Source organism: Lysinibacillus sp. BNK-21 (genome assembly GCF_048684915.1).
GTDB lineage: Bacteria > Bacillota > Bacilli > Bacillales_A > Planococcaceae > Lysinibacillus > Lysinibacillus capsici.
This window is the reverse complement of the sequence record NZ_JBLQTS010000001.1, coordinates 2,266,489-2,288,148: the sequence shown is the minus strand read 5'-3', so window position 1 is coordinate 2,288,148 and position 21,660 is coordinate 2,266,489. Positions and strand designations below refer to the sequence as shown.

The window sequence follows — 21,660 nt, the reverse complement described above, 5'->3', positions numbered from 1 at the left end:
TGGACATATAGGGAAATTTTATACAGTAGTGTAGTGTGCAACATTGGGGATTTGTAGAGAGAGTGTATAGATAGCTCTGGTAGACTTACTCTGTCGGGATGCACAAGCAAACTAACACGCACAAAAAGGACAGGGCAACTAGCCTTGTCCTTTTAACAAAGTGGCATCAAATGGAAATAGGGATTGCAATAGCTAGTTGACAAATGTAAAATTTGATTAATAAATCTACAATAAAAGAGGTATATGATGTTTCCAATTTTACATACTGAACGATTAGTGTTAAGGGAATTGACGAGTTCTGATGGACAAGCTCTTCTTGCGTGCTTTTCGAATCCTGAAGTTTTGCGCCATTATGGACAACAACCTTTAACCAGCTTAGTTCAAGTGCAGCAAATCATTCAAAATTTTGCCAACAATTTTGCCGAAAAACGTGGTATTAAATGGGGCATTGCATTAAAGGATCAAGAAGGAATGATTGGTACAATCGGCTTTCAAGAGTGGTCAATAGAGCATCGAAGAGCGGAAATCAGCTACGCCCTTTTTCCTGAATATTGGGGAAATGGCTATGCTCAGGAAGCTGTTAAACGAGCTATTTCCTATGGTTTTGAAGAAATGGATTTAGTACGTATTGGAGCCATTGTATTTAAAGAAAATGAAGCTTCCAATCTACTATTGCAAAAAATAGGCTTCGAACAAGAAGGATTATTAAAAAAATATATGCATCAACATAATGTGCCCCATGATACTTATATATACTCACTTATAAAATAATAGGGAGACCAGATTCCTATGAGGACATCTGGTCATTTTTTTATTGTTTCTGTAAAAGTTTTTCGACCTGGATTGATTTTGGCTACATCCACATCAATTTTACTAATTGAATCCTCTGATAATGGGATTTTTCCATCTTTCTCAAGCTTTTTCCAAGCCTTGACGTTATCGCGGTAGAGATATTCTGACAATCGATAGATATCCACATCTAATTTTAGACCTTCTTTATAGGTTTCCTGAATTTCCTTTTTCACTTCTTTTACAATAAGCTCTCTCAGCTCCTGTTCGGTTACTTTTCCTTTAAAACCATTGATGGTCGCATTGATTCTCAATTTGACTTCAAATGTAACAGCCTCTTGTTTGACAAGTGGTTCCACATCGACATGTATTTTCTCAATACTAACCGTTAGTTCTTCCTGGTCACTTGTGTTTAATTGAAAGGTAATCTCCCCGCGATTAGTATAGTTATGCATCCATTGACTGCCGCGAGCCGCAGTGTCTTGCACGAACCCCTTAAAGCCATCTTTCGATAGGACACCAACCCCTGAAAAATAGGTTTCCTCAACTTGCTCCTCATCTGTTTCCCAATCGTCTTTAATGGACACATAAGGAATTGTTACTTCATAACTTGGCTCATTTAAGCCAATGACAACATCTCTTAAGTCTTTTGGTTCGATAAATGTTTCTTGTTCTGTTGGGTTGATTGGGTTACTTAATTTTGATGAGGATAACGAATTTCTTAAGATTGGTGTGACAAGCAATATATCTTCAACTGGGTTTTTTGTACAATACACCCAGATTTGATACCTAGTATCACGAAAGCGTATGAATGTATCGATGACAGGAATAATGTGTTCATTTTCCATAGCCTGCTCTGAAAAAATCATATATCGCATATGCCCCCAAAAAATTTCTTGATCCGAGGAGCGATATAATTTGTAAATTGCCTCTTCTATTGTTTTACCAGTGGCACGTCCTACTTCAGCAGGCGCCACCGTTGCGCTAGGTTGTATAGATTTCGCGACATCAGCGAAATTAATCACTTGTAAATAGACAATATACTCGTCGTTTTCGTAGTCTACACCTACTGCATTTATATAGTACATTCTTTGCGGCTCCGTAATATCCCAGCATCCTGCGAGTAATGTCGTCAATCCGATGATCAATAAAAATTTGAAATAAGTTTTCATGGTTTCTCCACTCGAATTGCTCTTCAGTTGTATTTTATAGTGTTAGCTTAGACAAAAGATGGCTTTTTTATAAAGTGCTAGCTGAGGAAATAGTATTTGGAAAATTATATCCAATGAAACAATTTTCAGGTATGATGAGGCAAGGAGGGGAGAACGGTGACTAGTATTTCATATTGGCTAATTAATACATTTACGAATGAGCTATATAAAGGGAATCCTGCAGCAATATGTCTATTAGATGAAGAAGTTTCTGAGGAGACCATGCAAAAAATTGCACAGGAGATACCTGTCCCGACAACAGCCTTTATTGAAAAAAGACAGGTTGAATTTACGCTGAAATGGTTTACGCCAAATAGGCAAATACCCATTTGTGGTCACGGCACCCTTGCTAGTGCCTTTGTCCTTTGGCAACAAGGAATTGTGCCAAAGGAGCACACAATTACATTTCATACAGCAAGTGGTCCTTTACATGCCAAGTGGCAACATGAACGAGTGGAAATCGCCATCAAAACGTATCCAATTGCTGAAATGGAATGTCCTTCAGCATTGGAGGACTGGTTAGGATGTAAGCCCATCTTTGTAGGGAGGACCGAATTGGATTATATCGTGGAAGTAGGCAATGAAGACCTAATTGTACAGTTTGAACCTGACTTTTCTGCGATGAAGCAGTTTCCTGTTCGAGGTATATGTCTAACTAGTCAAGCGAAGGAAGAAGACATCGATATCGTATCTCGCTTTTTTTCTCCAGCACAAGGCATTGATGAGGATCAGGTAAATGGATCAAGTCATGGCGCACTAGGCCCTTATTGGTGTGAGAAATTATCTAAACAACAACTTGTCAGCAAGCAGCTTTCTAAACGTGGAGGTGTAATCTATGTGGCTCCTCATCACAACAAGGTATTGATCGCAGGCGCAGCAGTTACAGCATTGCAAGGAGAATTAAACATCTAGATACGGTTTAGAAGGAGATTTGTATTCAAAGTATACAGTTCGTTTTCTATATTTCGCCTTATTTTGGTAACTGCTAAAAAGTGAGAAAAAAATTCGAAATTTGTTGTAACCTTTTTCAATGTTAAACGACTACTCTATTAGTAGAATACAAAAGAACTAAAGCAAGTAGTAACATTCACTTTTCACAAAATGACCAGGGCTCAATTTTGAGTGCCTGGTTATTTTGTTGCCATAATAAAAAGAGGGCACGCACATATGGCATGCCCTCTTCCATTTTATTCGCTCAGCATAGCTTTTAATGTTCGTTTTTGCCAGCCTAGCTTGAAGTATGCATATTGCATAATGAAGTGGACGCAGAAGGTGATTGGATAGGCTAACCAAACGCCATTTAGTTCTAGTGACGTATGGTGAGATAATAGGAACGCTAATGGTACCTGTACAACCCAAATCGTAATGACTAAGAAGATAGTTGGCCATAATACGACACCAGTGGCACGCATTGTAGCAGAAACAGTTTGTGTGTGTCCGAAAATTAAATAGCTCCAAAAGGCGATATATAAATAATTCTTGGCAATAAGCACAGTCTCATGTGAATCGATAAAGAAAGCCAAAATAGGCTCTGCAAACAGATACATAATGAGTATGATCGCGCCACCTAGAAGATAATTAATGCGCACACCCATTTGACGGATTTTTTTAATCATCTCTGTAGAATTAGCCCCTAACGCCTGTGCTACAAAGACAGATGTTGCAATGGCAATACTCATTGCTGGGACTTGTGCATAGCTAGCTACCTGATTGACAACGCCATAAGCGGCAGTAGCATCCGAACCATAGCCATTCACAAAGCCAATAACGGCAATTTCGGCTACTGAAATGGCAACCATGCTAATACTGGATGGAATGGCTAGCTTTAATAAGGACGATAAAATATCTTTCTTTAATTTAAAATGCTGTAAGATTGTTTTATCAAAACGTAGTAAATGCTTTGTCTTATGCAAATAGGCTAACAACAGAATCATTGTCACCAGGTTTGATAACACGGAAGCATAGGCAGCCCCATTTAAGCCGAACGCAGGCAACCCCAACCATCCGAATACTAAAGGGGGGAGGAAGGCGATATTTAACATAACACTAATTACTAAAAATAGAAAAGGTGTTTTGGAATCGCCGACTCCTCGCATAAAGGTTGTATACACCAAATACCAAAACATAATCGGTAACGTGAAGAAAAGTATTTGGGCATAACTAATACTCATGTCTAAAATATTCGCAGGTGTCTGCATAAAACGTAAAATCCATTCGATGAAAAAGCCACCAAAAATCGCGACAGCGATGGATAAAATAGTTGTAAAGGCGAGTGTTACACCAACAACCTCTTTCATTTTGGCATGATTACCAGCCCCAAATGTTTGCCCGACTAAAATAGAGCTTCCTGAACCAATGCCAATTGCAAAGGCCATTAAAAAGAAGAAAAATGGAAAAAATGCCGAAATGGCTGCTAGGGCATCGACCCCTAAATTGCGTCCGACGATAAACATAGCAAAAACTTGGCCAACAGATTGCAGCACATTCGCTAGCATCACGGGAATTAAGAAATTAAAAAAAGCTTTGCGTAGCTGTTGATCATCCTGTAACATTTGTTCGTTCATCATTAAGTTCCTCTTGAGTTTTAATAACCCATTTCTTTTAAGATTCTTGAAAGTGTGCGTAGGCGTTCACCAATTAGCTCACCATCATTATTAAGTGCTTGTTGAAAAAGCTGAATATCCTCTTTAATCTGTTCATTTTCTGTGCAAACTTCCACTGTCATGGCATCTCCCTGTAAGCCTACACGATTAATTACAGGGTTTTCTTCATCATATAAATGCTCATGACGATAAGCCTCCTTAAAATAAAGTTCCGTTTCACACACTAAAATAGCGAGATCAAGTACGCGGTGTAGAGGAAGTTCTTCTGATTGGCGAGACCACTTGCCTCCTGTATGCCGCCAAACCTTCGCAGAAATATCAACCTTTCCTCGATCATTCCATTGTGCCAGACCAAGGGAAAGCCCTTGTGCATCTGTTTGATAAGCCGTGCGCCCATCAATATTGGCATAATTTTCTGCCACGATGACAGGTTTATGTTTTAAATGTGTTGGAATTTTCATGTATCTGTACTCCTTATCATTTCGAATTTAGTAATTTAGTAAATTACTGCTTTAGTAAATTTAGCATTAAACGCTTCTATAAGTCAATCGAAAAGAGCAAAGTTAGAACCCTTTCTTTTAAGACCAGCTAAGAGGGGCTTAAAAGAAAGGGATTCATTACAATAAACGTTCAAAATCTGCCGTGGTTTTTACAAAATAGTAAGTTATAATTTATAGAAGTATGATTGATTGGAGAGAAATAGGATGGAAACAGCTAAATATCACCGAATGGTTTATACACGTATATGTGAAAATTTACAAAAATGGGATAATAGTGACTTTGTTAGAGAAGACGAGCTCTATTCATTTTTACATACGTTAAAAGGCACCGCTGGATCAATCGGTTTACATGAATTAACGTCGATTGCTCGTGAAAAGCTAGAGCTTTTGAATGAAGACAGTAACAAACAATGGACCCAATCAGAATGGAAAAAGTTTCTTGCTCCATTTATTGAAAGCGTTCATTTTTATAAAGAAAATGATTCAATGACACAACATATGGAACATCCTACAACCATCATTAAAAATCCAGCAAAACAAGATTTTATTCTGATAATAGATGATGATGTTGTATTTATTTCCTATTTAAAAAATGTTTTAGAGAAAAAGGGCTACTCTGTCATTGCAGCTCATAATGGTAAACGAGGATTAGCGTTAATTTATGAATTGCAACCATCCATCGTATTTCTAGATATCATGCTTCCAGATTCTAATGGCTTTTCTATTTTAGACAATATTAAAAAGACGAAAAAAGAGCTCATGTTTGTGACAGTGATTAGTAGTAATGATTGTAAAGAAAATCGTATTCGCACATTGGAGATGGGTGCTATGGATTTTATGTCAAAGCCCATTGATGAAGAGCTATTAATCGCTTATGTTTCCAATCGCTTAGCCTATAAAAGAGAATTAGAACAGGCTATCGTCATTGACGAATTAACCCAAATTTATAATCGTAAATTTATGGAATCGCAAATGAAGCTTTTCATTAAACACCATCAGCAAAACAAAGAACATTTTTCAATTGCGATGATCGATTTAGATTATTTTAAAAAAGTAAATGATACATATGGTCACCTAGTGGGGGATGAAGTGCTTAAGGGTTTCGCTTCATTGGTGAAGGAGCTAAAAGGAGCTGAAGAAATTGCTTGTCGCTATGGTGGAGAAGAATTTGTAATTTTAATGCCTCGTATAACTAAAAAAGAGGCATTTATTTTTATTGAAAAACTTCGTACCTCCATGGAGAAAAAGACATTTACAGCAAATGGAACTAGCTTCCATGTTACATTTTCTAGTGGAATTGCGGAAGCCACTTCTACCAATTTACATCCTAAAAAGATGCTAGAAGAGGCAGATCAAGCACTTTATACGGCCAAGCAATTAGGGAGAAATCAAACGATCATCTTTGATAACGTAGCTGCTGTGGAGAAAAGAAAGGTGAAAATTAAGATCGTTGTCATTGATGATGTGTATATTATTCGTGATCTGATTACCAATCATTTTAAGCATTTGGAGGAAAATGACGATTATAGGATTGAAACATTATCATTTCCTGATGGCATTAGTTTTCTGGAATCCAATTGGTATGACCCTGCATGCAAATACATTATCTTATTAGATTGGATATTGCCGCAAATGGACGGCATCGAGGTGCTGAGTAAGATAAGAGAGCAGCATGCTTCAAGTAATGTAATCGTCTCCATGCTAACTTCACGTGTGGGGGAAGAATACGTCATGAAGGCTTTCATTAATGGGGCGGATGATTATATTGTGAAGCCGTTTAATGTGGCTGAAGTATCGGAACGTATTGTTCGTTTAATTCATCAAATGTTTCTTTAATGGGAAAGGGAGAAAAAGACAGGATGGCTAGAATTTTAGTAGTAGATGATGAAGAAATATTACGCATGTTAATACGTGAAACATTAGAAGATTTAGAATTTGATATTGATGAGGCAGAGGATGGCGAAGAAGCCCTAAAAAAAATGATGGAAAGCTCCTATGATTTAATGATACTCGACTATATGATGCCGAATTTAACAGGAATTGAGGTGATCGAGCTTCTCCCACAAGAGATTAAAATGTCAATGCCTATTCTCATGCTGACAGCAAAATCACAGGAAAGTGATCGTCAAAAGGTATTTGATTTAGGGGCAGATTACTTTATGTCCAAACCGTTTAGTCCCATTAAGCTAATGAACCTGGTGGAGGACATCTTAAATGATTAAGTCGACACCCTTGCTGAATAAAAGTATACGCAGCCAATTCTTTAAAATGCTGCTTTTTCTAGTTGTTAGCTTTTTAATCATCATTGCTGCCTTTCTTGTCGTAGTCAATGCAAGTCAAAATGCCTTACAGCAGAAGAGAGAGCAAATGTATGAAAAATCAATGCTTGTGGATGAATTGGAAGAAAATTTTAATGGCATATTTTTTCGAGCAAGGGGCTACTATGCCTTTCAAAATGAGCAGGAATTGAAGTTATTGTATGAAAATTTGGAGAATTTCGAAGTTCTATTACAGAAGTTTTCGCAACTGGATTTAACGGAAGAAGAACGAGGGCTCTATAATGAGCTAGTTGATTTTCATTATAATTATAAAACGGTTACTCTCCCAAAAGGGTTAAGCTTTGCGAAGATGGGGGATTATGAGGCTTTGCGAGAGCTTTCGAATAGTGGCGCAAATGACCTTGTCAATAAATTTATTGCCTATACAAAATCCTATAAGAAAAAAACAGACCACTCCTTAAACCAAATTTTTAGCAAGACAGTGGAGCAGGGGCAATTATTTACTTTTATTTCGCTCATGATTAGCGGTCTCATTTTACTATTTGTTGGGATCATTTTACGAAGAGTGCTGAATAATATGATTCGACCAATTGAACAATTAACACTTGCGACAAACGCTTTGGCGTCAGGGAAATCCATTGATTTAGGTAATCTTGTACAAAAGGAGGATGAGTTAGGCATTCTAGCGAACTCATTTCTTAAAATGATACTCTCCATTCAGGATAAGGAAGAGGTACTGACCACTCAAAATGAGGAGCTTTTAGCGCAGCAGGACGAGCTTCAAGAAAATCAGCTACAATTACAAAATTCATTAAATTATTTAGAAAAGTATAATCAATTAAATCATGTACTAACCTTTACGTTAAATAAACAGAAACTAATCGATAATCTCCATAATTATTTAAACGACATTTATCAATATGATACGAGTGTGCTGTATTGGATGGAGGGTAATGTTTATGCGACAAAAGGTTTATCACACCAATCTGCTGCAGACCTAGTTGAAAATTTTGACATGGATAAACAAGCACGATTAAAGCAGGAAAAATCCTTTGTTATTACACGTCAATTGACAGCAAATGAAAAAGGAATTGCACAAGAGTCTTATTATGCCTATGACTTGTATTCTTCCGTGTTTAATTCTAAACGAGAGCTAGTCGCTATTTTAATGGCGACACGAGAGGGGCATCCCCATAATGATCGGGATATAGATAGTTTAAACGGACTATTAAATCGTGTGTCCATCGCATTTGAACGTATTCTTATGTATGAAGAGGTAGAAAAATCGAGGACGTTAAATCAAACGATTATTGATAATGTCAACGAAGGAATCCAATTAGTTTCTGCTACAGGCGATACCGTTCTTATCAATAGAGCGCTGTGTGGTATTGTCAACCTCCTTAACTTGACAACAGAAACAAGTATCCCTAAAAAGGATTGGCTACAGCATTTTCAAAAATGTAGTGCCCAACCTGATGAATTAATTGAATTTTTAGAGGCATCTATTATGGAGAGCTTTGAGGAGACACGAAAATGCCGCTATTGTATGACGGCTGAACATGAAATCTTTGTCGAGGTGTATGCAACTTGTCTTTTTGATGGACAGGAAAAAGTAGGCACAATTTTTGTGCATCGTGATATTACAAGAGAATATGAAGTAGATCAAATGAAATCCGAATTAGTGAGTACGGTAAGTCATGAACTGCGAACGCCTTTATCGAGCGTACTTGGCTTTACAGAGCTTCTGTTAACGAAAAATATAAAACCCGAACGACAAAATAAATATATCGATACAATTCATAGAGAAGCGGTACGACTAACCAATCTTATAAATGACTTCTTAGATTTACAGCGAATGGAGTCAGGCAAGCAGCAATATAACATGGAGACACTACAATTAAATGAAATAGCCTTTGAAATTGTCAATCGCTTCCGACATGAGCAAAAGCATAATGTCCATCTAATTGATAAAGCAAGAGAGGTCTACGTCAATGCAGATCAAGATAGACTCGTCCAATTATTTATTAATTTAATAGGAAATGCGATTAAATTTTCTCCACAAGGTGGGGATGTGGAGATTTTGTTAGAAAACAAAAATAATAGCATCCAAGTGAGTATAAAAGATGAGGGGATTGGCATATCTAAACAGGATATTGCTCAGTTGTTCCAAAAATTCAAACGAATCGATAATAGTTTAAGACGTAAAATAGGAGGAACTGGACTGGGTCTTTCCATTTGTAGAGAAATCATCTTAAAGCATGAGGGAGAAATATGGATAGAGTCAGAAGAGGGACAAGGTACTACTGTGTACTTTACTTTACCACTCGCAAATAACACTATCACCTTCTATGAAGAGGATGTAATGGAGGATAGCAACGGCTTAAACATTATGCTTGTTGAGGATGACTTAAGCTTAGCTCTATTGTTGTCTGAAGAGCTAAAAAGCAAGGGCTTTACCGTGATTCATCATCATGACCCAAAAAAAGCTTTTGAAGATACACTCAATACGCCTTTACTTGGTATTGTGATTGACATAATGCTGGGCGAAGAAATGAGCGGCTGGGATTTAGTCCGTGCACTAAGGGAAAGAGAGCATACAAAAGAGATACCGATTATTATATCCTCAGCATTAGATGAGGTAAAAGAAATGGTGGACCAATTTCAAATTAAAAAATACTTAACCAAACCATATCCACCTGAAGAAATATCAAAACTGTTTGTGAAATAATAGGATAGCTTGAATCGTTGTCCGTAGCATTATATTGTAAGGAAAATGTGAGCAGTAGCTTAAATTCATAAAAACTATAATAGGTGAAGCCAAAGCGTATGTCGCAAGTTGCTCCTTACAAGCAGGCATTAAAGGCGAACAACTTAAAACAAGAAAAATAAGTTTCGTGAATTTTTCTTCAAAAATGTGTAACCTTTGCCAAGCTGGCACGACTACTGTACTAGTAGAATACAAAACACTAAAGCAAACTAGTAGGTTTCACTTTTCACAAAAAGACCAGGGCTCAAATTTTTTGAGAACACCTGGTCTTTTTGCGTGCTGGCAACAAAGTGAAAGTAATGCTAAAATAAGATAAATACTTTAGAATTTTCATGAAATTTAATCAAAATCACGCATAGAAATTTGAAAAAAATGAAATCCCCCATCGTTTTTTCAACTAGGCGTAAAAAGGAGTTCAGACATGCAGGTTCGTCCAATTTAAAAATCTCCCAAGAAAAAATAAAATCTTAATTTTGGGGGATAAAACGTGTTTAAAAACCAATCTTTTTCACTTTTATTGACAGGTCAATCTTTAGCGGATATTGGTGATATTCTCTATATAGTAAGCGTGATTAGTATAATTTATCGTTTCACCAACTCGGCGATTGCTACTTCCTTCGTACCGTTTATTATTACTACTTGTATGTTGGTTTCCAGTTTGCTAACACCTCTTATTACGACAAAAGTGTCGTTGAATCAATTGCTAACTATTTCTCAAGGCTTTAAAACCGCTGTCATTTTGGGCCTTGCCTTGTATGTACAATGGGTAGGCGACCAGCCGATGATTGGCTTTGTGTTTTTATTGATTGCGATGGTTGCGTTTTTGGATGGTTGTGCCAATCCTATTCGTCAATCCTTGCTGCCTCATTATGTGGAAGAAAAGGATTTATTGCGAGCAAATAGTATTGCAGAAACGGTTATCCAATCCATTCAGGTGGGTTCTTGGTTTGTTGGCAGTTCCTTGCTGCTTCTCTTTACAACCTCACAGCTTATATGGGGCGTTGTCGTCCTTTTTTTCATGGCAACATTGCTTTTAAAGCTTTTACCAGATGTGGCACGTATGGAACGTCCAGAAAAAAAGAAATGGGTGTTATTTATGCAAGGGTGGCAATCCATCCATCAAACACCTGTACTAAAGGTAGCTGCACGAATGGATTTACTGGAATCAATGGCAGGTGCAGTGTGGGTCGCAGCGATTTTACTTGTTTTTGTAGAAGAAGCATTGCGGGCTTCTTCTCAATGGTGGGGTTATCTCAACGGCATTTTTTTTATTGGCATGATTATAGGGAGTATGATTTGTTTAAAATGGACTAAATTTATTGAGCGTAAGAAAGCTATGTTCATAAGTGGAGGTGCGCTGTTGTCCGCTATTTTTACATTATTCTTTGCGGTTAGTATCACACCATTGATGGCTTTACTCTGTTCTTTGCTGATTGGCTTATGTGGGCAATTAAAAAACATTCCACAGCAAACCATCATTCAAACAAGTGTCTCAAAGGAGAAATTACCAACGGTGTATACATCGTTGAATGTCATTGTGACAGGGGTATTCGGCCTTTCATCTTTAATGATGGGCATGTTGTCAGAATGGTATGGGATACGAGTTGTTTTTTTCCTTTCAGCTAGTATGCTACTTCTCGTAAGTGTGATTGCCTATAAAAATAAAACATCTTTCACGTAAGAAAGAGTAGCCCTTACTTTTAGAGTAGGGGCTATTTTTTATAAAAAGTTCATATCCTGTTTGTTGATAGTATGGTAAAATATACAAATATTTGTATATTTTAAAAGGAGAGTAAGTATGAATCGTAAAAAAATAAGTTTCATTATCTCTGCACTTATCATAGCAATCTTTATTGGTGTGGCATTAAAAAATGTTTTTTTCCAAGCATCTCTTACACCATCTATGACTGTTTTGGAGGATGGCACCAAACAAATTAATTATGAAACTGCTTTAACAAAGCTAGATCAATCCTCCACAACGTTTGAAGCATATAAGGGCAAAATAGTAGTAGTGAATTTTTGGGCGTCCTGGTGTGGACCTTGTCAACAGGAAGCACCTGAACTAGAGGCATTCTATCAACAAAAATCAAAGGATGTCGAGCTGCTAGCCATCAATGCCACAGCCTATGATAGCTATAAGAAGGCGGCAGCATTTAAGGATACTTATGCTTTATCATTTCCTATCTTCCTAGACGAAGAGGGAGTACTACAGAAAACGTTTGAAGTGGTGAATTATCCTAGTACCTTTATCTTTGATAAAGAAGGAAAATTACAGCACAGCGTGAAAGGCGAACTCACTCAACAACAATTAATACAATTGATTGATGATCTCTAAGAACAGAATAAGTCTTATAGACAATATATTTAGAAAAATGAAACTTTTTCTAAAAAAATGCGTAGAAGTAGCTAAAGAAAAAAGGAAGGGGCTCCTTTAATGCCACGGAAACACATGATTATTATCATCATTGCATGGATTGTAGAAATATCGTTGACGTACTGGGTTGCCACAATATTCTCTGTGCGATTTATCGAAGTGATGTTTTTCACGGGCATTGCCTTTACCTTAGGAACGTTTTACTTTTCGAGTAGCGGTGGAGCGATGTCAAGGCTTTATACATCCCAAGTGAGTGCACAAACAGGGATCATTCATGAGCGAGAACGGTTCAAGGTTAAACTTGGGCCCGTATTTATAGCGTCACTGATATTTTTCCTTATTGGATTGGTATTCTTTATTTTACTTGTAACAGGCATTATTCCACCACAAAAGGTGTGAAAGTTATTGGCTTCCACCTGCAAAAAATCAAGATGGCTAGGTGCTCATTTTGATTTTTTTGCGTTGTATAGAATTTGTAGAGTGCTATATTATAAAATAGGCTTCGATAATTGTATTTTTACAATTATAAAGGAATAAAAAGGTAACTATTATACTATAATTACCCTTCGTTATTAGTAATTTGTCATGCAAAATATGTATATCTATGGAGGTATACAAGATGTTAAAGGAGCTATCAAACCGCAGTGCCTCAAAATCCAAACCAACAAAATAGAGAAAAGAGTAGACACCAAGAACCTGACGTTCAGTATAATGCTATGCTAGAGATTCAAACAATGGAAAGTAGCATAAAAAGATACATAACAGTGCATGGTGATCACTTGAATGCAGCTGAATATCATTCTTTACTGCAAATGATTAAGAGTTTAGAGGAATTGAAAACAGCGATTAAAGAGGTCTCATTAGATTAGGCACATTCATTTAAATTGAATGATCTGACAATACGGTTTGTCAGATCATCCTAGGAATTAATCCACCGGTAATAAGTAAAAGTGAAGTTTTGACCATTCATTTCAAATGATTCTCCGCTTCTATCCAATTGTTTAAAACCGTTTTTTTCTAATACTTTTTGAGAGGCTATATTGTTCGTTGTTGTTTGTGCCTCAATGATGAGCATGCCTTGCTGGCGCATAAGGTCTAATACTAATTCTAAGGCTGTATGGGCAACCCCTTTCCCACTAAATTCTTGTCCTACTCTATAACCGATATGGCCTAATCGTTGATCCTTATCAATATCGATTACATTGATTCTTCCTATAATTTCTTCAAGTTCATTTTTTATTAGATAGAAATAGGATAGCTGTTGTGCTTGTTCCTCTAAAAGCATGTCATTTTTTCTTATGAAATTTGGTAATTCGTAATAGTCATCACCTCGACTTGGGACTGTTTTTTCAAAATAGGCCCTATTTTTAACCTCAAATGCATATAAGTTTTCAAAATCACCCTGTGTTAATGTTTCTAATCGAATTTTCATGGCATCTCCAATCAATTTTGGTTTTTCTTTCATTATACCTGTAGTCTAGGGTTAATCTCACCCAGTTTATGGATTGTTCAGATGATTTTGTAGATGTGTGGATAGACATGAGTACTGGTTTGCTTTTTCAGCCATCCACTAAAAAAGGACCGTCATTAAAAAGACCCACTTCCTGTCGGATTTAGTGAATTAAATAGTGAGCGGACAAGTAAATTAGTAGAGGCATTGAGCGATTTTTTAAGAGAGTCCAGTAATTTTCAAAATGTGGAAGCACTTGTTCTACTAGAAAATGAACTTAGGTTGGTTCAAGTCTACCTCTATATACAGTAGGAGCGTTTTGGCAAGCGTATTCAGGTTGTATGGCAACTAAAGTCGGAGACAACTGTCCTCATCCCATCACTGACTTACCAGCAATTAATTGAAAATGCATTAAAGCATGGAATGTTAAAGCGTTCTGACGGGGGAACGATACATATTCGTATTATCAATTTTGATACCCATCTCGAAATCACCTTAGCGGATAATGCGTTGAAATGGATGAAGACAATTGGCAAAACTACTGTAGCCTCAAGAACGCTCATCCAGCAGTAATCAATACCCATATAAGATTGCAACACCATTATGGGCAAGGTTTACGTATGACAAGCAAGCTTCACGAAGGAACGGTGTTTCATTTGTGGTAGTAGCAAAAAAACATCTACATCATTAGATGCATTGCCTCTCGATGAGTTTTAAGAGGGGGAATGCATCTTTTATTATTTGCAAGTTTGAAAAATAGAAATTTAGAGCACAGCCTGAGGCGTCTTCGTTTTAAAATGTGTGAATAAGTAGCATCCCAAAATCACGATGATTCCCCCAATGCCTTGCAGCCAGCTTAGCTGTTCACCGATAAATAAAAAGGCGAGCAATGCTGTAAAAATAGGATTAAAGTTTAGAAAAATACCAGAGGTGGTGGCACCTAATTGTTGAACGCCAATATTCCAAAATACCATACAAACTACTGTAGAGATGACCCCTGTATAAAGAAGCGAAAGGATGAAAGAGGAGTCGATTTCGGAGAAGGTAAAATCCGTAATTGTGAATGGGACTAGGATGAGTACCCCAAACAAACCTGCATACAATGTCGCCATTAACGGAGAGGTTGTTTGCATAGCCCACTTACTACATACAGAATAAAGTCCCCATACGCAAACGGCTGCCACCATCCATAAATCTCCTGTATTCAATTGGAAGTGCCATAACAGCTGCCAATCTCCTTTCGAAAGGACAAGAAAAACACCAATTAAAGAGAGTACCATCGCCAGAAGTTGCAAGCCATTTATTTTTTCTTTCAGAAAGGCGAAGGAAAAAAGGGCGATGGACATGGTATTCATTGTAGAAATAAGACCAGCATTCGTGGATGTGGTTCGTTCCAACGCTAAAAATTGAAATATATTAAATAAGGCAACACCTGTAATGCCCATCAGTAATAATGGCACAAGAGCGGCTTTAGCAGGAACCAATCTCTTCTCTTTCCACCAAACTAACGGTAGCAGGACGATCACTGCGATCAGCCATCTGACCAACGTTAAGGTCATTGGAGAGGCATGAGCCACTAGCGTCTTAGCCACAACAAAATTGCCTCCCCATAGTAAGCTCGTGACAAGCATTAAGCCCATATAAAATTTAACCACAGTATAGGTACACTCCTTTTGCTTTTATGTATAATAAGAATCATAGCACTATTAGTGATTTATCAGTATAATATTTTGTATAATTGAATAAAATCAAAATAATCGAAAGTTATTTAATGAATATCAAAATAATATTTTGAAATCGCATTAAAAACTTCCTTGTCTAAAAATAATCAAAAGAGGAGAAAACAATGGAGGATATAAAAAATAAAGGATTAGATAATGTCGATCTGCAAATCTTAGCGATTTTGCAGCGAGAGGTTCAGATTAGCAATGCGGAATTAGCTAGACGGGTGAATTTGTCCCCACCAGCAACCCATACAAGGGTGAAACGTCTAGAAAATGAAGGCTATATTGATCAACAAGTCGCAATTTTAAATCAGGAGAAACTAGGGTTTGATTTATTGTGCTATATATTTATGAGCACAAATATTCATCAGGAGAAGGAAATAGAGGAGTTAGAAAACAGCTTGAAAACAATGACCGAAATTTTGGAATGTCATTGCTTAACAGGTGCCTATGATTATTTGTTAAAGGTCGTAATTCGAGACCGCCAAGACTTAAATCAATTTATTCGAAAATTAAATAAGCTTGGCGTTTCTAGAATTCAAACGAATTTATCCTTACGAGAAATTAAATATTCTACAGTGTTACCGATCGAAGAAAACAGCAAGCCTGAGTAAGCTAACTCAGGCTTGCTTTTTTTTACTGATGAAAGGTAAGCAGCCGCTCTAAATGAGTAGCACTCCGCTCACGAGGGATTATCCCAGCTCCAAATAAAGAGATCACATGTGCAAAAATCATACAACCGACAAGTTGCTTATAGTTGACATGCAACCATAGAGTTGCCTATAATCAAGCTATGAATTGGGATAAAGACGCTGTTTTTAAAGCACTAGGGGACTCAACTCGGAGACTTATATTAGATGAACTGGCTGAGTGTGATGAGATGACGTTGTATGAATTGACGGTGCGTCTTCTAATGAAACATGAACTTTCCATTTCGAGGCAGGGGATTGCTAAGCATCTGTCTGTCTTGGAGAGTGCTGGACTCGTCCTATCACAGCGAAAGGGAAAATATCGAGTCATTCTTTTCAATAAGGAACCACTTAAAGATTTACTGAAAGGATGGGTAGAATAAAGTTTACGTGTGAAGGATGCTTCTTAAACGACTTAAAAGGAGGAAAAGCAATTGAATATTATTGTCAACAGTATTTTTGTACAAGATCAGGAAAAGGCACTGGCATTTTATACGGAAAAGCTAGGGTTTGTAAAAAAGGAGGATGTCCCAGTAGGAAAACATAGATGGCTAACGCTTGTGTCGCCTGATGATTTAGAGGGCACTGAGCTATTACTTGAGCCAGATGAGCATCCTGCAGCAAAGGACTATCAAAGGAGGATTTTCGCTGAAGGCATTCCAGCAACAATGTTTGGAGTTACTGATTTAGAAAAGGAGTATAGCCGTTTACTGGAGAAAGGCGTTGAATTTACACTTAAGCCGACAAAAGCGGGAGAAGTCACAATAGCAGTTTTTAATGATACATGTGGCAACCTTATTCAGATTATACAAAAATAGTGTAGAAAAGCGTGTTTGATAAAAAATATCAAAACACGCTTTTCTCATTACTCAGCCATTACCCAACCTTTATCATCGTTCAAAACGTTTAGATTTTCTTTTGGCTGCGCATTTACGGTCTGTTCTTTGGCTTCTGCTTCCTCGCTGGGCGGAGCTTCTTCCGACGAACAAGCAGATAAAAGGAATAGTAGCGCTATACTTAATGATAGGAATTTCTGCATGAGGCAAACCTCCATCAATCAATCGTTGATATGAATATTTTGCACATCTTTTTACAGAATATGTTGTGTATAGCTGCCATTAAAAATTTTTTTAAGCGACTGTATTACTAATTATTTTGCTAAAGCCATTATTATATGCACTATTAATCAGCTGCTGTATTGACTTCACTGCTTGCTCAGAGAAAATATACCAGTTATCGCCATCGAAATCATGGAGTAAATACTCAGGATAGCCTTGTAATAATTCCTCTGGGAAAGGTTGATTTAATGTATAGATATCATATTGTCGAACACTGTTTTGATCATGGCTCATAAAATCAAATTGACCAAGCTTGTAATAAGATCCAGGAGTTTCTAGATTGAGGTGCCAATAATAATCTTTCGGAGCCTCTACTTTGTCGCCTTTCTTTTCTTGGAAAATTTTGAAAAGTGCTTGGTGATAGGCATTGCCCTTGATGTCCTGAATGACACCACCCATTGTCATATGGTATTCATAGCGTAGTACCTTGATTTTTTCATCTTCAATTAGCAATGGTTCAGTCGTAATATTCACTGTGCCATCATTATAATGCACTTGACTGCCGAATGTTTCAGCAATAAAGCGAATTGGTACATAGGTGCGATTGTTTTTCATGTATGGTTGTACATCCAATTGCTCTTTTTGACCATTTTTAATGACTGTTCGGTTATTAAGATTCAATTTAATAGTTGTTTGATCCATTGAAAGGGTGATTTGTGAATCCTGCCAATGAACTTGCGCACCAAGATTTTCACTGATCACTCGTAATGGCACCATTGTTCGATTGTTTTTTTGCTCGGGTGCTGTATCAGATTTTACCACAACATCGTCGATTTTGATTTGTGTCGTTGCGGCATCAGCAGGTGTTGCTACAAATAATGTAGATGTTAAAAATAGCCCTGTAAAAAATTTTTTCATGGTATATAGCCTCCTTATATTTTAACATTTACCACCACCGGAAATTTTACCATAATATTCTTCAATATATAATAAAAATATTACTATTTTTTCTCTAAATTCAATAACCTTTTTAATTATCAGATGCATAATGACACAAAGTCACCATCGCTAATAGCTACTTTTTGACAGCGTATAATCTGTATTTGTTCTCGATTACTAACGCTGAAAGGAGGTTTTTTAAATGAAGTTTTTGACATGGGGCATTGTTGGTGCGGCATTATTTGCTGTGATGAAAGGCTACGGAAAATCGAATCAAGGGCAAAAGGATAGCTTTCAACAAACAACCACGCCTGTACAATTAGTTGCCAATGCGAATCCGCTGACAGCCAATACACCGAAACAGTAGAACAAAAGCTTATAGATTATAGGGATCTATAAGCTTGCTATAATTTTACATAAATATCCTATCATTGGTATAATAGATTGCGAGAAAAGGGGTGTATAGATGCTTCATTTTACAAACTATCATGACGATGATTTAGAAGAAATTCTGCAATTATTTTACGAAACCGTACATAGTGTAAACGCAAAAGATTATTCACAGGCCCAATTGGAGGCTTGGGCACCGTTAGCCATACAGCCAGTTAAAGTAGCGACTTGGCAAAAGACTTTAAGACATAATAAGACCTATGTCGCACGGAAGCATCATCAAATTGTTGGCTTTGGGGATATGACAATGGAGGGCTATTTAGATCGACTTTATGTCCATAAGGATTTTCAAGGACAGGGGATTGCATCAGCCATCGTAGATTTACTAGAAGCAGACGCAAGAAAACTTGCTCTTACCTATATTTACACGGATGCTAGTCTTACAGCGAGACCATTTTTTGAACGGAAAGGATACCAAATCATGCAAACACAAAAAGTCGAGCGACAGGGCATATCGTTGATGAACGTTAGCATGGTTAAATTATTTCCTGATGAAAAGGACGGATGAAAAGGATGAATTGTGTAAAGGGTTTTATCGTATTAATGATGTTATGTTTCATACTTAGTGCCTGTGCACAAACAGAAAAGCCTTCTTATGAGAAACCAGATGTAGAAAATATCACGGTTTCATTCGAACATCCTGAAACAAAGCAACCATTTAAAATAATTCATGCTTATGAGCTTTTTCAAAACTATACAGAAAAGGTAGAAAGTGACCCAGATCGTTCACCATTGGATGTCTATCGAGAAGAGGTCGTTGATCCAGTTTATAGTGCTTGTTTTGAGAATGGTGAATATATAAACTTGGCTGAGTTGGTGCTAAACATAACGCCTAAACAAATAAAAGATAATCAATTATTAAGTGAAAATATTGAAAGGGAAGCAACGGAAAGGAGCATTAAAGAAGCTCTTTTCAAAGCTTCTGATTTTCTTCCTACAAAAAATGAAACAACCGTATGTGTTTTTCCTGCTACAGATGTAGGGATTGGCATGGTGGCTATAGGGTCAGGTAAAATAACTGTTCTATACAATAAATATTATAATGATGAATATATAAGATATACAATACCTCATGAATATCATCATAGTGTTTTGACTGAAAACCGCCCAAGAACTGAAGGAACCGTATTGGACCATATGGTGTTTGAAGGAAAAGCAGTTATGTTTGAAAAATTAGTCAATCCCGAAATGGATTTAAGGAAAATTGATTTCAATTCCAAAGACTTTTATTGGTCAAAAATTGTAGGAGATCTCGAAAAGAGGGACTTGAATCGTGCATCTGAAATCAATTTAGGTGGAAATGGTTTACCCTATGAATATGGCTACAGTGAGGGCTATAAAATGGTAAAATCCTATCTGGATTTGCATCCCAATGTATCGATAGAGGAATGGACCGCCTTAAGTCCGAAAGAAATTTTTGACAAAGGCAACTATCTTGAAAACTACCAATAAACAAGTAAGCAACAGACCCAGTATCAAACTCGGTCTGTTGCTTCGTTTAGGCATCGATAAATGGTTAAAATCGCTTGTAAATGCATACCTTCATGAAAGATGGTGCGTAACAGTACTTGTTCAATGGTTTGCATACCCATATCAATAGGAGGGAATTCCTCTGACAATCGATGACCGTACTGTTCCTTTAATTGTTCAGGCTGCTGAGCTAAATACTTCTTTAATTCCTCAAAGGATGGCGTTTCGTCGTCAAAATGCTTTGGCGATGTACCAAAGCCAAACCATTTCTTGAGAGCTTCTAAATCTATATCCTTTTCCTTTGTCAATGCCTCTATCCATAAATATTGATCGAGATAAACATGACCCATATTCCAGCGAATATTATTATGAAATCCAGCTGGGATGATGTTCGCTTTTTCTTCTGATACATGCTCGAGTAAGTGAAGCAGCTCGCCACGATAATTGGCTAGCTGCTGAAATAGATTTTCTTGACGTTGATTCAAATGTAACCCTCCTTTTTAATATTATTGGCTATTAAAACTCCATTTTCCTGCAAAAAAAGAAGAACACTTTTTGTGTTCTTCTCCAATTTATCTACTTTGTGTCTGTAATGCTAAACGGACACCGAGACCGATATAAACGAAGCCAACTGTCTTTTCGAGCCAGCGTGAGCTACCGCTTGTTTTTGTAAAGATTTTTTCGCCAATGAAGCTTGTAATTACTGCGAGTAGGATTGTATATAAAGCACTCATCACGACAAATGTTATACCGAGTGTTAGCAATTGGCTTGTGACAGATTGCTCGTTATGCTGAACAAATTGCGGTAGGAAGGCTAGGAAAAACAGTGCCGTCTTTGGATTGAGGATTTCTGCTAAAAAGCCTTGACGGAATGAAGTACTAGCAGGACTTTGTTCGACAGTCGGTTGCTCAATTTTCTTTGGCTTTGTGAGGAGCATCTGAATGCCTAAGTAAACAAGGTATGCCACACCAATATATTTCACCACTTCAAAGGCAGTGGCTGATTTCATTAAAATAGCAGAGAGACCTAAAACAGCCGCTAATGTATGAACCAAGTCACCAAGACCGATCCCTAAAGCTGTATAAATACCATTCTTTTTTCCGCTTTTTAATGTTTGTGTAATGGTAATAATTACTGCAGGACCTGGAATTAAAAATAATAAAAGAACTATTGCGATAAAAGATAACATGCGAAACCATCCTATTCTAATAAACTAATCATTCTAGGGTGAATGCATGGAATATTATATTCTAGCTATTGTGTGGCTGTCGATAAAGAAATATTGAAAAAATAATGAAAAATAATTCAGAAAACTAATGAATAATACTTATTAAATTTTATTACCTAGTACTAATA

General features: G+C 37.0%; 25 protein-coding genes. 16 read left to right on the top strand and 9 right to left on the bottom strand.

Going from position 1 to position 21,660, the window contains the following annotated elements; translation table 11 throughout:
- Window positions 1-246 precede the first annotated feature (246 nt).
- Window positions 247-771, top strand: coding sequence for a GNAT family N-acetyltransferase (locus tag ACMGGO_RS11585; protein ID WP_374805434.1), 525 nt, complete (start codon window positions 247-249; stop codon window positions 769-771).
- A 32-nt stretch (window positions 772-803) separates the two neighbouring features.
- Here the strand turns inward: ACMGGO_RS11585 and ACMGGO_RS11580 are convergent, their stop codons facing one another.
- The gene (locus tag ACMGGO_RS11580) at window positions 804-1,961 is read right to left on the bottom strand and encodes a Ger(x)C family spore germination protein (protein ID WP_115673552.1); all 1,158 of its coding nucleotides are present in this window, start codon (window positions 1,959-1,961) and stop codon (window positions 804-806) included.
- 156 nt (window positions 1,962-2,117) lie between these two features.
- Here ACMGGO_RS11580 and ACMGGO_RS11575 point away from each other — a divergent pair, with 156 nt between their 5' ends.
- The gene (locus ACMGGO_RS11575; RefSeq protein ID WP_115673553.1) at window positions 2,118-2,912 is read left to right on the top strand and encodes a PhzF family phenazine biosynthesis protein; all 795 of its coding nucleotides are present in this window, start codon (window positions 2,118-2,120) and stop codon (window positions 2,910-2,912) included.
- Window positions 2,913-3,187: 275 nt separating this feature from the next.
- Here the strand turns inward: ACMGGO_RS11575 and ACMGGO_RS11570 are convergent, their stop codons facing one another.
- On the bottom strand, window positions 3,188-4,567 hold the full coding sequence (locus ACMGGO_RS11570; RefSeq protein WP_420281913.1) for an MATE family efflux transporter: 1,380 nt from the start codon (window positions 4,565-4,567) through the stop codon (window positions 3,188-3,190).
- A gap of 17 nt (window positions 4,568-4,584) precedes the next feature.
- Complete coding sequence (locus ACMGGO_RS11565; RefSeq protein ID WP_016994140.1) at window positions 4,585-5,064, bottom strand: DUF6530 family protein; 480 nt, start codon at window positions 5,062-5,064, stop codon at window positions 4,585-4,587.
- A 243-nt stretch (window positions 5,065-5,307) separates the two neighbouring features.
- On the opposite strand from ACMGGO_RS11565, the gene ACMGGO_RS11560 reads away from it, so the two are divergent.
- The 7 genes from ACMGGO_RS11560 (at window position 5,308) to ACMGGO_RS11530 (ending at window position 13,392) form a co-directional block, all read left to right on the top strand.
- Window positions 5,308-6,939 carry a diguanylate cyclase gene (locus ACMGGO_RS11560; protein ID WP_420281912.1) on the top strand — a complete coding sequence of 544 codons (1,632 nt, stop codon included), beginning with the start codon at window positions 5,308-5,310 and terminating at the stop codon, window positions 6,937-6,939.
- A gap of 23 nt (window positions 6,940-6,962) precedes the next feature.
- Window positions 6,963-7,325, top strand: a complete 363-nt coding sequence (locus ACMGGO_RS11555; protein ID WP_048392951.1) for a response regulator transcription factor — start codon at window positions 6,963-6,965, stop codon at window positions 7,323-7,325.
- A complete protein-coding gene (locus ACMGGO_RS11550; protein WP_420281911.1) occupies window positions 7,318-10,110 on the top strand; it encodes an ATP-binding protein in 2,793 nt (930 codons plus the stop codon). Before ACMGGO_RS11555 ends, ACMGGO_RS11550 begins: the two co-directional genes overlap by 8 nt.
- Before the next feature lie 526 nt (window positions 10,111-10,636).
- The gene (locus tag ACMGGO_RS11545) at window positions 10,637-11,830 is read left to right on the top strand and encodes an MFS transporter (protein ID WP_374805448.1); all 1,194 of its coding nucleotides are present in this window, start codon (window positions 10,637-10,639) and stop codon (window positions 11,828-11,830) included.
- A 117-nt stretch (window positions 11,831-11,947) separates the two neighbouring features.
- The gene (locus ACMGGO_RS11540) at window positions 11,948-12,484 is read left to right on the top strand and encodes a TlpA family protein disulfide reductase (RefSeq protein ID WP_048392947.1); all 537 of its coding nucleotides are present in this window, start codon (window positions 11,948-11,950) and stop codon (window positions 12,482-12,484) included.
- A 99-nt stretch (window positions 12,485-12,583) separates the two neighbouring features.
- Window positions 12,584-12,922 carry a hypothetical protein gene (locus tag ACMGGO_RS11535; RefSeq protein ID WP_048392945.1) on the top strand — a complete coding sequence of 113 codons (339 nt, stop codon included), beginning with the start codon at window positions 12,584-12,586 and terminating at the stop codon, window positions 12,920-12,922.
- Window positions 12,923-13,167: 245 nt separating this feature from the next.
- Window positions 13,168-13,392, top strand: coding sequence for a hypothetical protein (locus tag ACMGGO_RS11530; protein ID WP_281216475.1), 225 nt, complete (start codon window positions 13,168-13,170; stop codon window positions 13,390-13,392).
- Between the two features lie 50 nt (window positions 13,393-13,442).
- Here ACMGGO_RS11530 and ACMGGO_RS11525 read toward each other — a convergent pair whose 3' ends face one another.
- Window positions 13,443-13,955 (bottom strand): GNAT family N-acetyltransferase, encoded by a 513-nt coding sequence (locus ACMGGO_RS11525; protein WP_387254479.1) that lies wholly within the window; start codon window positions 13,953-13,955, stop codon window positions 13,443-13,445.
- A gap of 225 nt (window positions 13,956-14,180) precedes the next feature.
- Here ACMGGO_RS11525 and ACMGGO_RS11520 point away from each other — a divergent pair, with 225 nt between their 5' ends.
- A complete protein-coding gene (locus tag ACMGGO_RS11520; protein WP_155483363.1) occupies window positions 14,181-14,285 on the top strand; it encodes a hypothetical protein in 105 nt (34 codons plus the stop codon).
- Window positions 14,286-14,737: 452 nt separating this feature from the next.
- Here the strand turns inward: ACMGGO_RS11520 and ACMGGO_RS11515 are convergent, their stop codons facing one another.
- A complete protein-coding gene (locus ACMGGO_RS11515; RefSeq protein ID WP_411825116.1) occupies window positions 14,738-15,613 on the bottom strand; it encodes a DMT family transporter in 876 nt (291 codons plus the stop codon).
- A gap of 206 nt (window positions 15,614-15,819) precedes the next feature.
- Between ACMGGO_RS11515 and ACMGGO_RS11510 the strand changes: the two genes are divergently transcribed.
- The 3 genes from ACMGGO_RS11510 (at window position 15,820) to ACMGGO_RS11500 (ending at window position 17,204) form a co-directional block, all read left to right on the top strand.
- Window positions 15,820-16,311, top strand: coding sequence for an Lrp/AsnC family transcriptional regulator (locus ACMGGO_RS11510; RefSeq protein WP_420281910.1), 492 nt, complete (start codon window positions 15,820-15,822; stop codon window positions 16,309-16,311).
- Window positions 16,312-16,490: 179 nt separating this feature from the next.
- Complete coding sequence (locus ACMGGO_RS11505) at window positions 16,491-16,769, top strand: ArsR/SmtB family transcription factor (protein ID WP_054548639.1); 279 nt, start codon at window positions 16,491-16,493, stop codon at window positions 16,767-16,769.
- Between the two features lie 51 nt (window positions 16,770-16,820).
- The gene (locus ACMGGO_RS11500) at window positions 16,821-17,204 is read left to right on the top strand and encodes a VOC family protein (protein WP_112118708.1); all 384 of its coding nucleotides are present in this window, start codon (window positions 16,821-16,823) and stop codon (window positions 17,202-17,204) included.
- A gap of 47 nt (window positions 17,205-17,251) precedes the next feature.
- Here ACMGGO_RS11500 and ACMGGO_RS11495 read toward each other — a convergent pair whose 3' ends face one another.
- Entirely contained in the window at window positions 17,252-17,425 is a 174-nt protein-coding gene (locus ACMGGO_RS11495) for a hypothetical protein (RefSeq protein WP_175400719.1), read from the bottom strand.
- 91 nt (window positions 17,426-17,516) lie between these two features.
- Entirely contained in the window at window positions 17,517-18,362 is an 846-nt protein-coding gene (locus ACMGGO_RS11490) for a copper amine oxidase N-terminal domain-containing protein (protein WP_048392936.1), read from the bottom strand.
- Window positions 18,363-18,585: 223 nt separating this feature from the next.
- On the opposite strand from ACMGGO_RS11490, the gene ACMGGO_RS11485 reads away from it, so the two are divergent.
- The 3 genes from ACMGGO_RS11485 to ACMGGO_RS11475 all read left to right on the top strand — a co-directional run bounded on the left by ACMGGO_RS11485 (window position 18,586) and on the right by ACMGGO_RS11475 (window position 20,285).
- Window positions 18,586-18,750 carry a hypothetical protein gene (locus ACMGGO_RS11485; RefSeq protein ID WP_004230164.1) on the top strand — a complete coding sequence of 55 codons (165 nt, stop codon included), beginning with the start codon at window positions 18,586-18,588 and terminating at the stop codon, window positions 18,748-18,750.
- A 99-nt stretch (window positions 18,751-18,849) separates the two neighbouring features.
- The gene (locus ACMGGO_RS11480) at window positions 18,850-19,341 is read left to right on the top strand and encodes a GNAT family N-acetyltransferase (protein ID WP_288583104.1); all 492 of its coding nucleotides are present in this window, start codon (window positions 18,850-18,852) and stop codon (window positions 19,339-19,341) included.
- Between the two features lie 5 nt (window positions 19,342-19,346).
- Complete coding sequence (locus ACMGGO_RS11475) at window positions 19,347-20,285, top strand: DUF2268 domain-containing putative Zn-dependent protease (RefSeq protein ID WP_281216473.1); 939 nt, start codon at window positions 19,347-19,349, stop codon at window positions 20,283-20,285.
- A 23-nt stretch (window positions 20,286-20,308) separates the two neighbouring features.
- Here ACMGGO_RS11475 and ACMGGO_RS11470 read toward each other — a convergent pair whose 3' ends face one another.
- Window positions 20,309-20,788, bottom strand: a complete 480-nt coding sequence (locus ACMGGO_RS11470; protein ID WP_279494951.1) for a DinB family protein — start codon at window positions 20,786-20,788, stop codon at window positions 20,309-20,311.
- Window positions 20,789-20,875: 87 nt separating this feature from the next.
- A complete protein-coding gene (locus ACMGGO_RS11465) occupies window positions 20,876-21,493 on the bottom strand; it encodes a LysE family translocator (protein ID WP_004230157.1) in 618 nt (205 codons plus the stop codon).
- Window positions 21,494-21,660: the final 167 nt, after the last annotated feature.

Coding starts and splice junctions, on each gene's coding strand:
- ACMGGO_RS11495 (WP_175400719.1), bottom strand. CDS start 17,425: ATGCAGAAATTCCTATCATTAAGTATAGCGCTACTATTCCTTTTATCT.
- ACMGGO_RS11480 (WP_288583104.1), top strand. CDS start 18,850: ATGCTTCATTTTACAAACTATCATGACGATGATTTAGAAGAAATTCTG.
- ACMGGO_RS11515 (WP_411825116.1), bottom strand. CDS start 15,613: ATGGGCTTAATGCTTGTCACGAGCTTACTATGGGGAGGCAATTTTGTT.
- ACMGGO_RS11510 (WP_420281910.1), top strand. CDS start 15,820: ATGGAGGATATAAAAAATAAAGGATTAGATAATGTCGATCTGCAAATC.
- ACMGGO_RS11560 (WP_420281912.1), top strand. CDS start 5,308: ATGGAAACAGCTAAATATCACCGAATGGTTTATACACGTATATGTGAA.
- ACMGGO_RS11485 (WP_004230164.1), top strand. CDS start 18,586: ATGAAGTTTTTGACATGGGGCATTGTTGGTGCGGCATTATTTGCTGTG.
- ACMGGO_RS11490 (WP_048392936.1), bottom strand. CDS start 18,362: ATGAAAAAATTTTTTACAGGGCTATTTTTAACATCTACATTATTTGTA.
- ACMGGO_RS11580 (WP_115673552.1), bottom strand. CDS start 1,961: ATGAAAACTTATTTCAAATTTTTATTGATCATCGGATTGACGACATTA.
- ACMGGO_RS11505 (WP_054548639.1), top strand. CDS start 16,491: ATGAATTGGGATAAAGACGCTGTTTTTAAAGCACTAGGGGACTCAACT.
- ACMGGO_RS11535 (WP_048392945.1), top strand. CDS start 12,584: ATGCCACGGAAACACATGATTATTATCATCATTGCATGGATTGTAGAA.
- ACMGGO_RS11550 (WP_420281911.1), top strand. CDS start 7,318: ATGATTAAGTCGACACCCTTGCTGAATAAAAGTATACGCAGCCAATTC.
- ACMGGO_RS11555 (WP_048392951.1), top strand. CDS start 6,963: ATGGCTAGAATTTTAGTAGTAGATGATGAAGAAATATTACGCATGTTA.
- ACMGGO_RS11475 (WP_281216473.1), top strand. CDS start 19,347: ATGAATTGTGTAAAGGGTTTTATCGTATTAATGATGTTATGTTTCATA.
- ACMGGO_RS11565 (WP_016994140.1), bottom strand. CDS start 5,064: ATGAAAATTCCAACACATTTAAAACATAAACCTGTCATCGTGGCAGAA.
- ACMGGO_RS11525 (WP_387254479.1), bottom strand. CDS start 13,955: ATGAAAATTCGATTAGAAACATTAACACAGGGTGATTTTGAAAACTTA.
- ACMGGO_RS11465 (WP_004230157.1), bottom strand. CDS start 21,493: ATGTTATCTTTTATCGCAATAGTTCTTTTATTATTTTTAATTCCAGGT.
- ACMGGO_RS11585 (WP_374805434.1), top strand. CDS start 247: ATGTTTCCAATTTTACATACTGAACGATTAGTGTTAAGGGAATTGACG.
- ACMGGO_RS11570 (WP_420281913.1), bottom strand. CDS start 4,567: ATGATGAACGAACAAATGTTACAGGATGATCAACAGCTACGCAAAGCT.
- ACMGGO_RS11540 (WP_048392947.1), top strand. CDS start 11,948: ATGAATCGTAAAAAAATAAGTTTCATTATCTCTGCACTTATCATAGCA.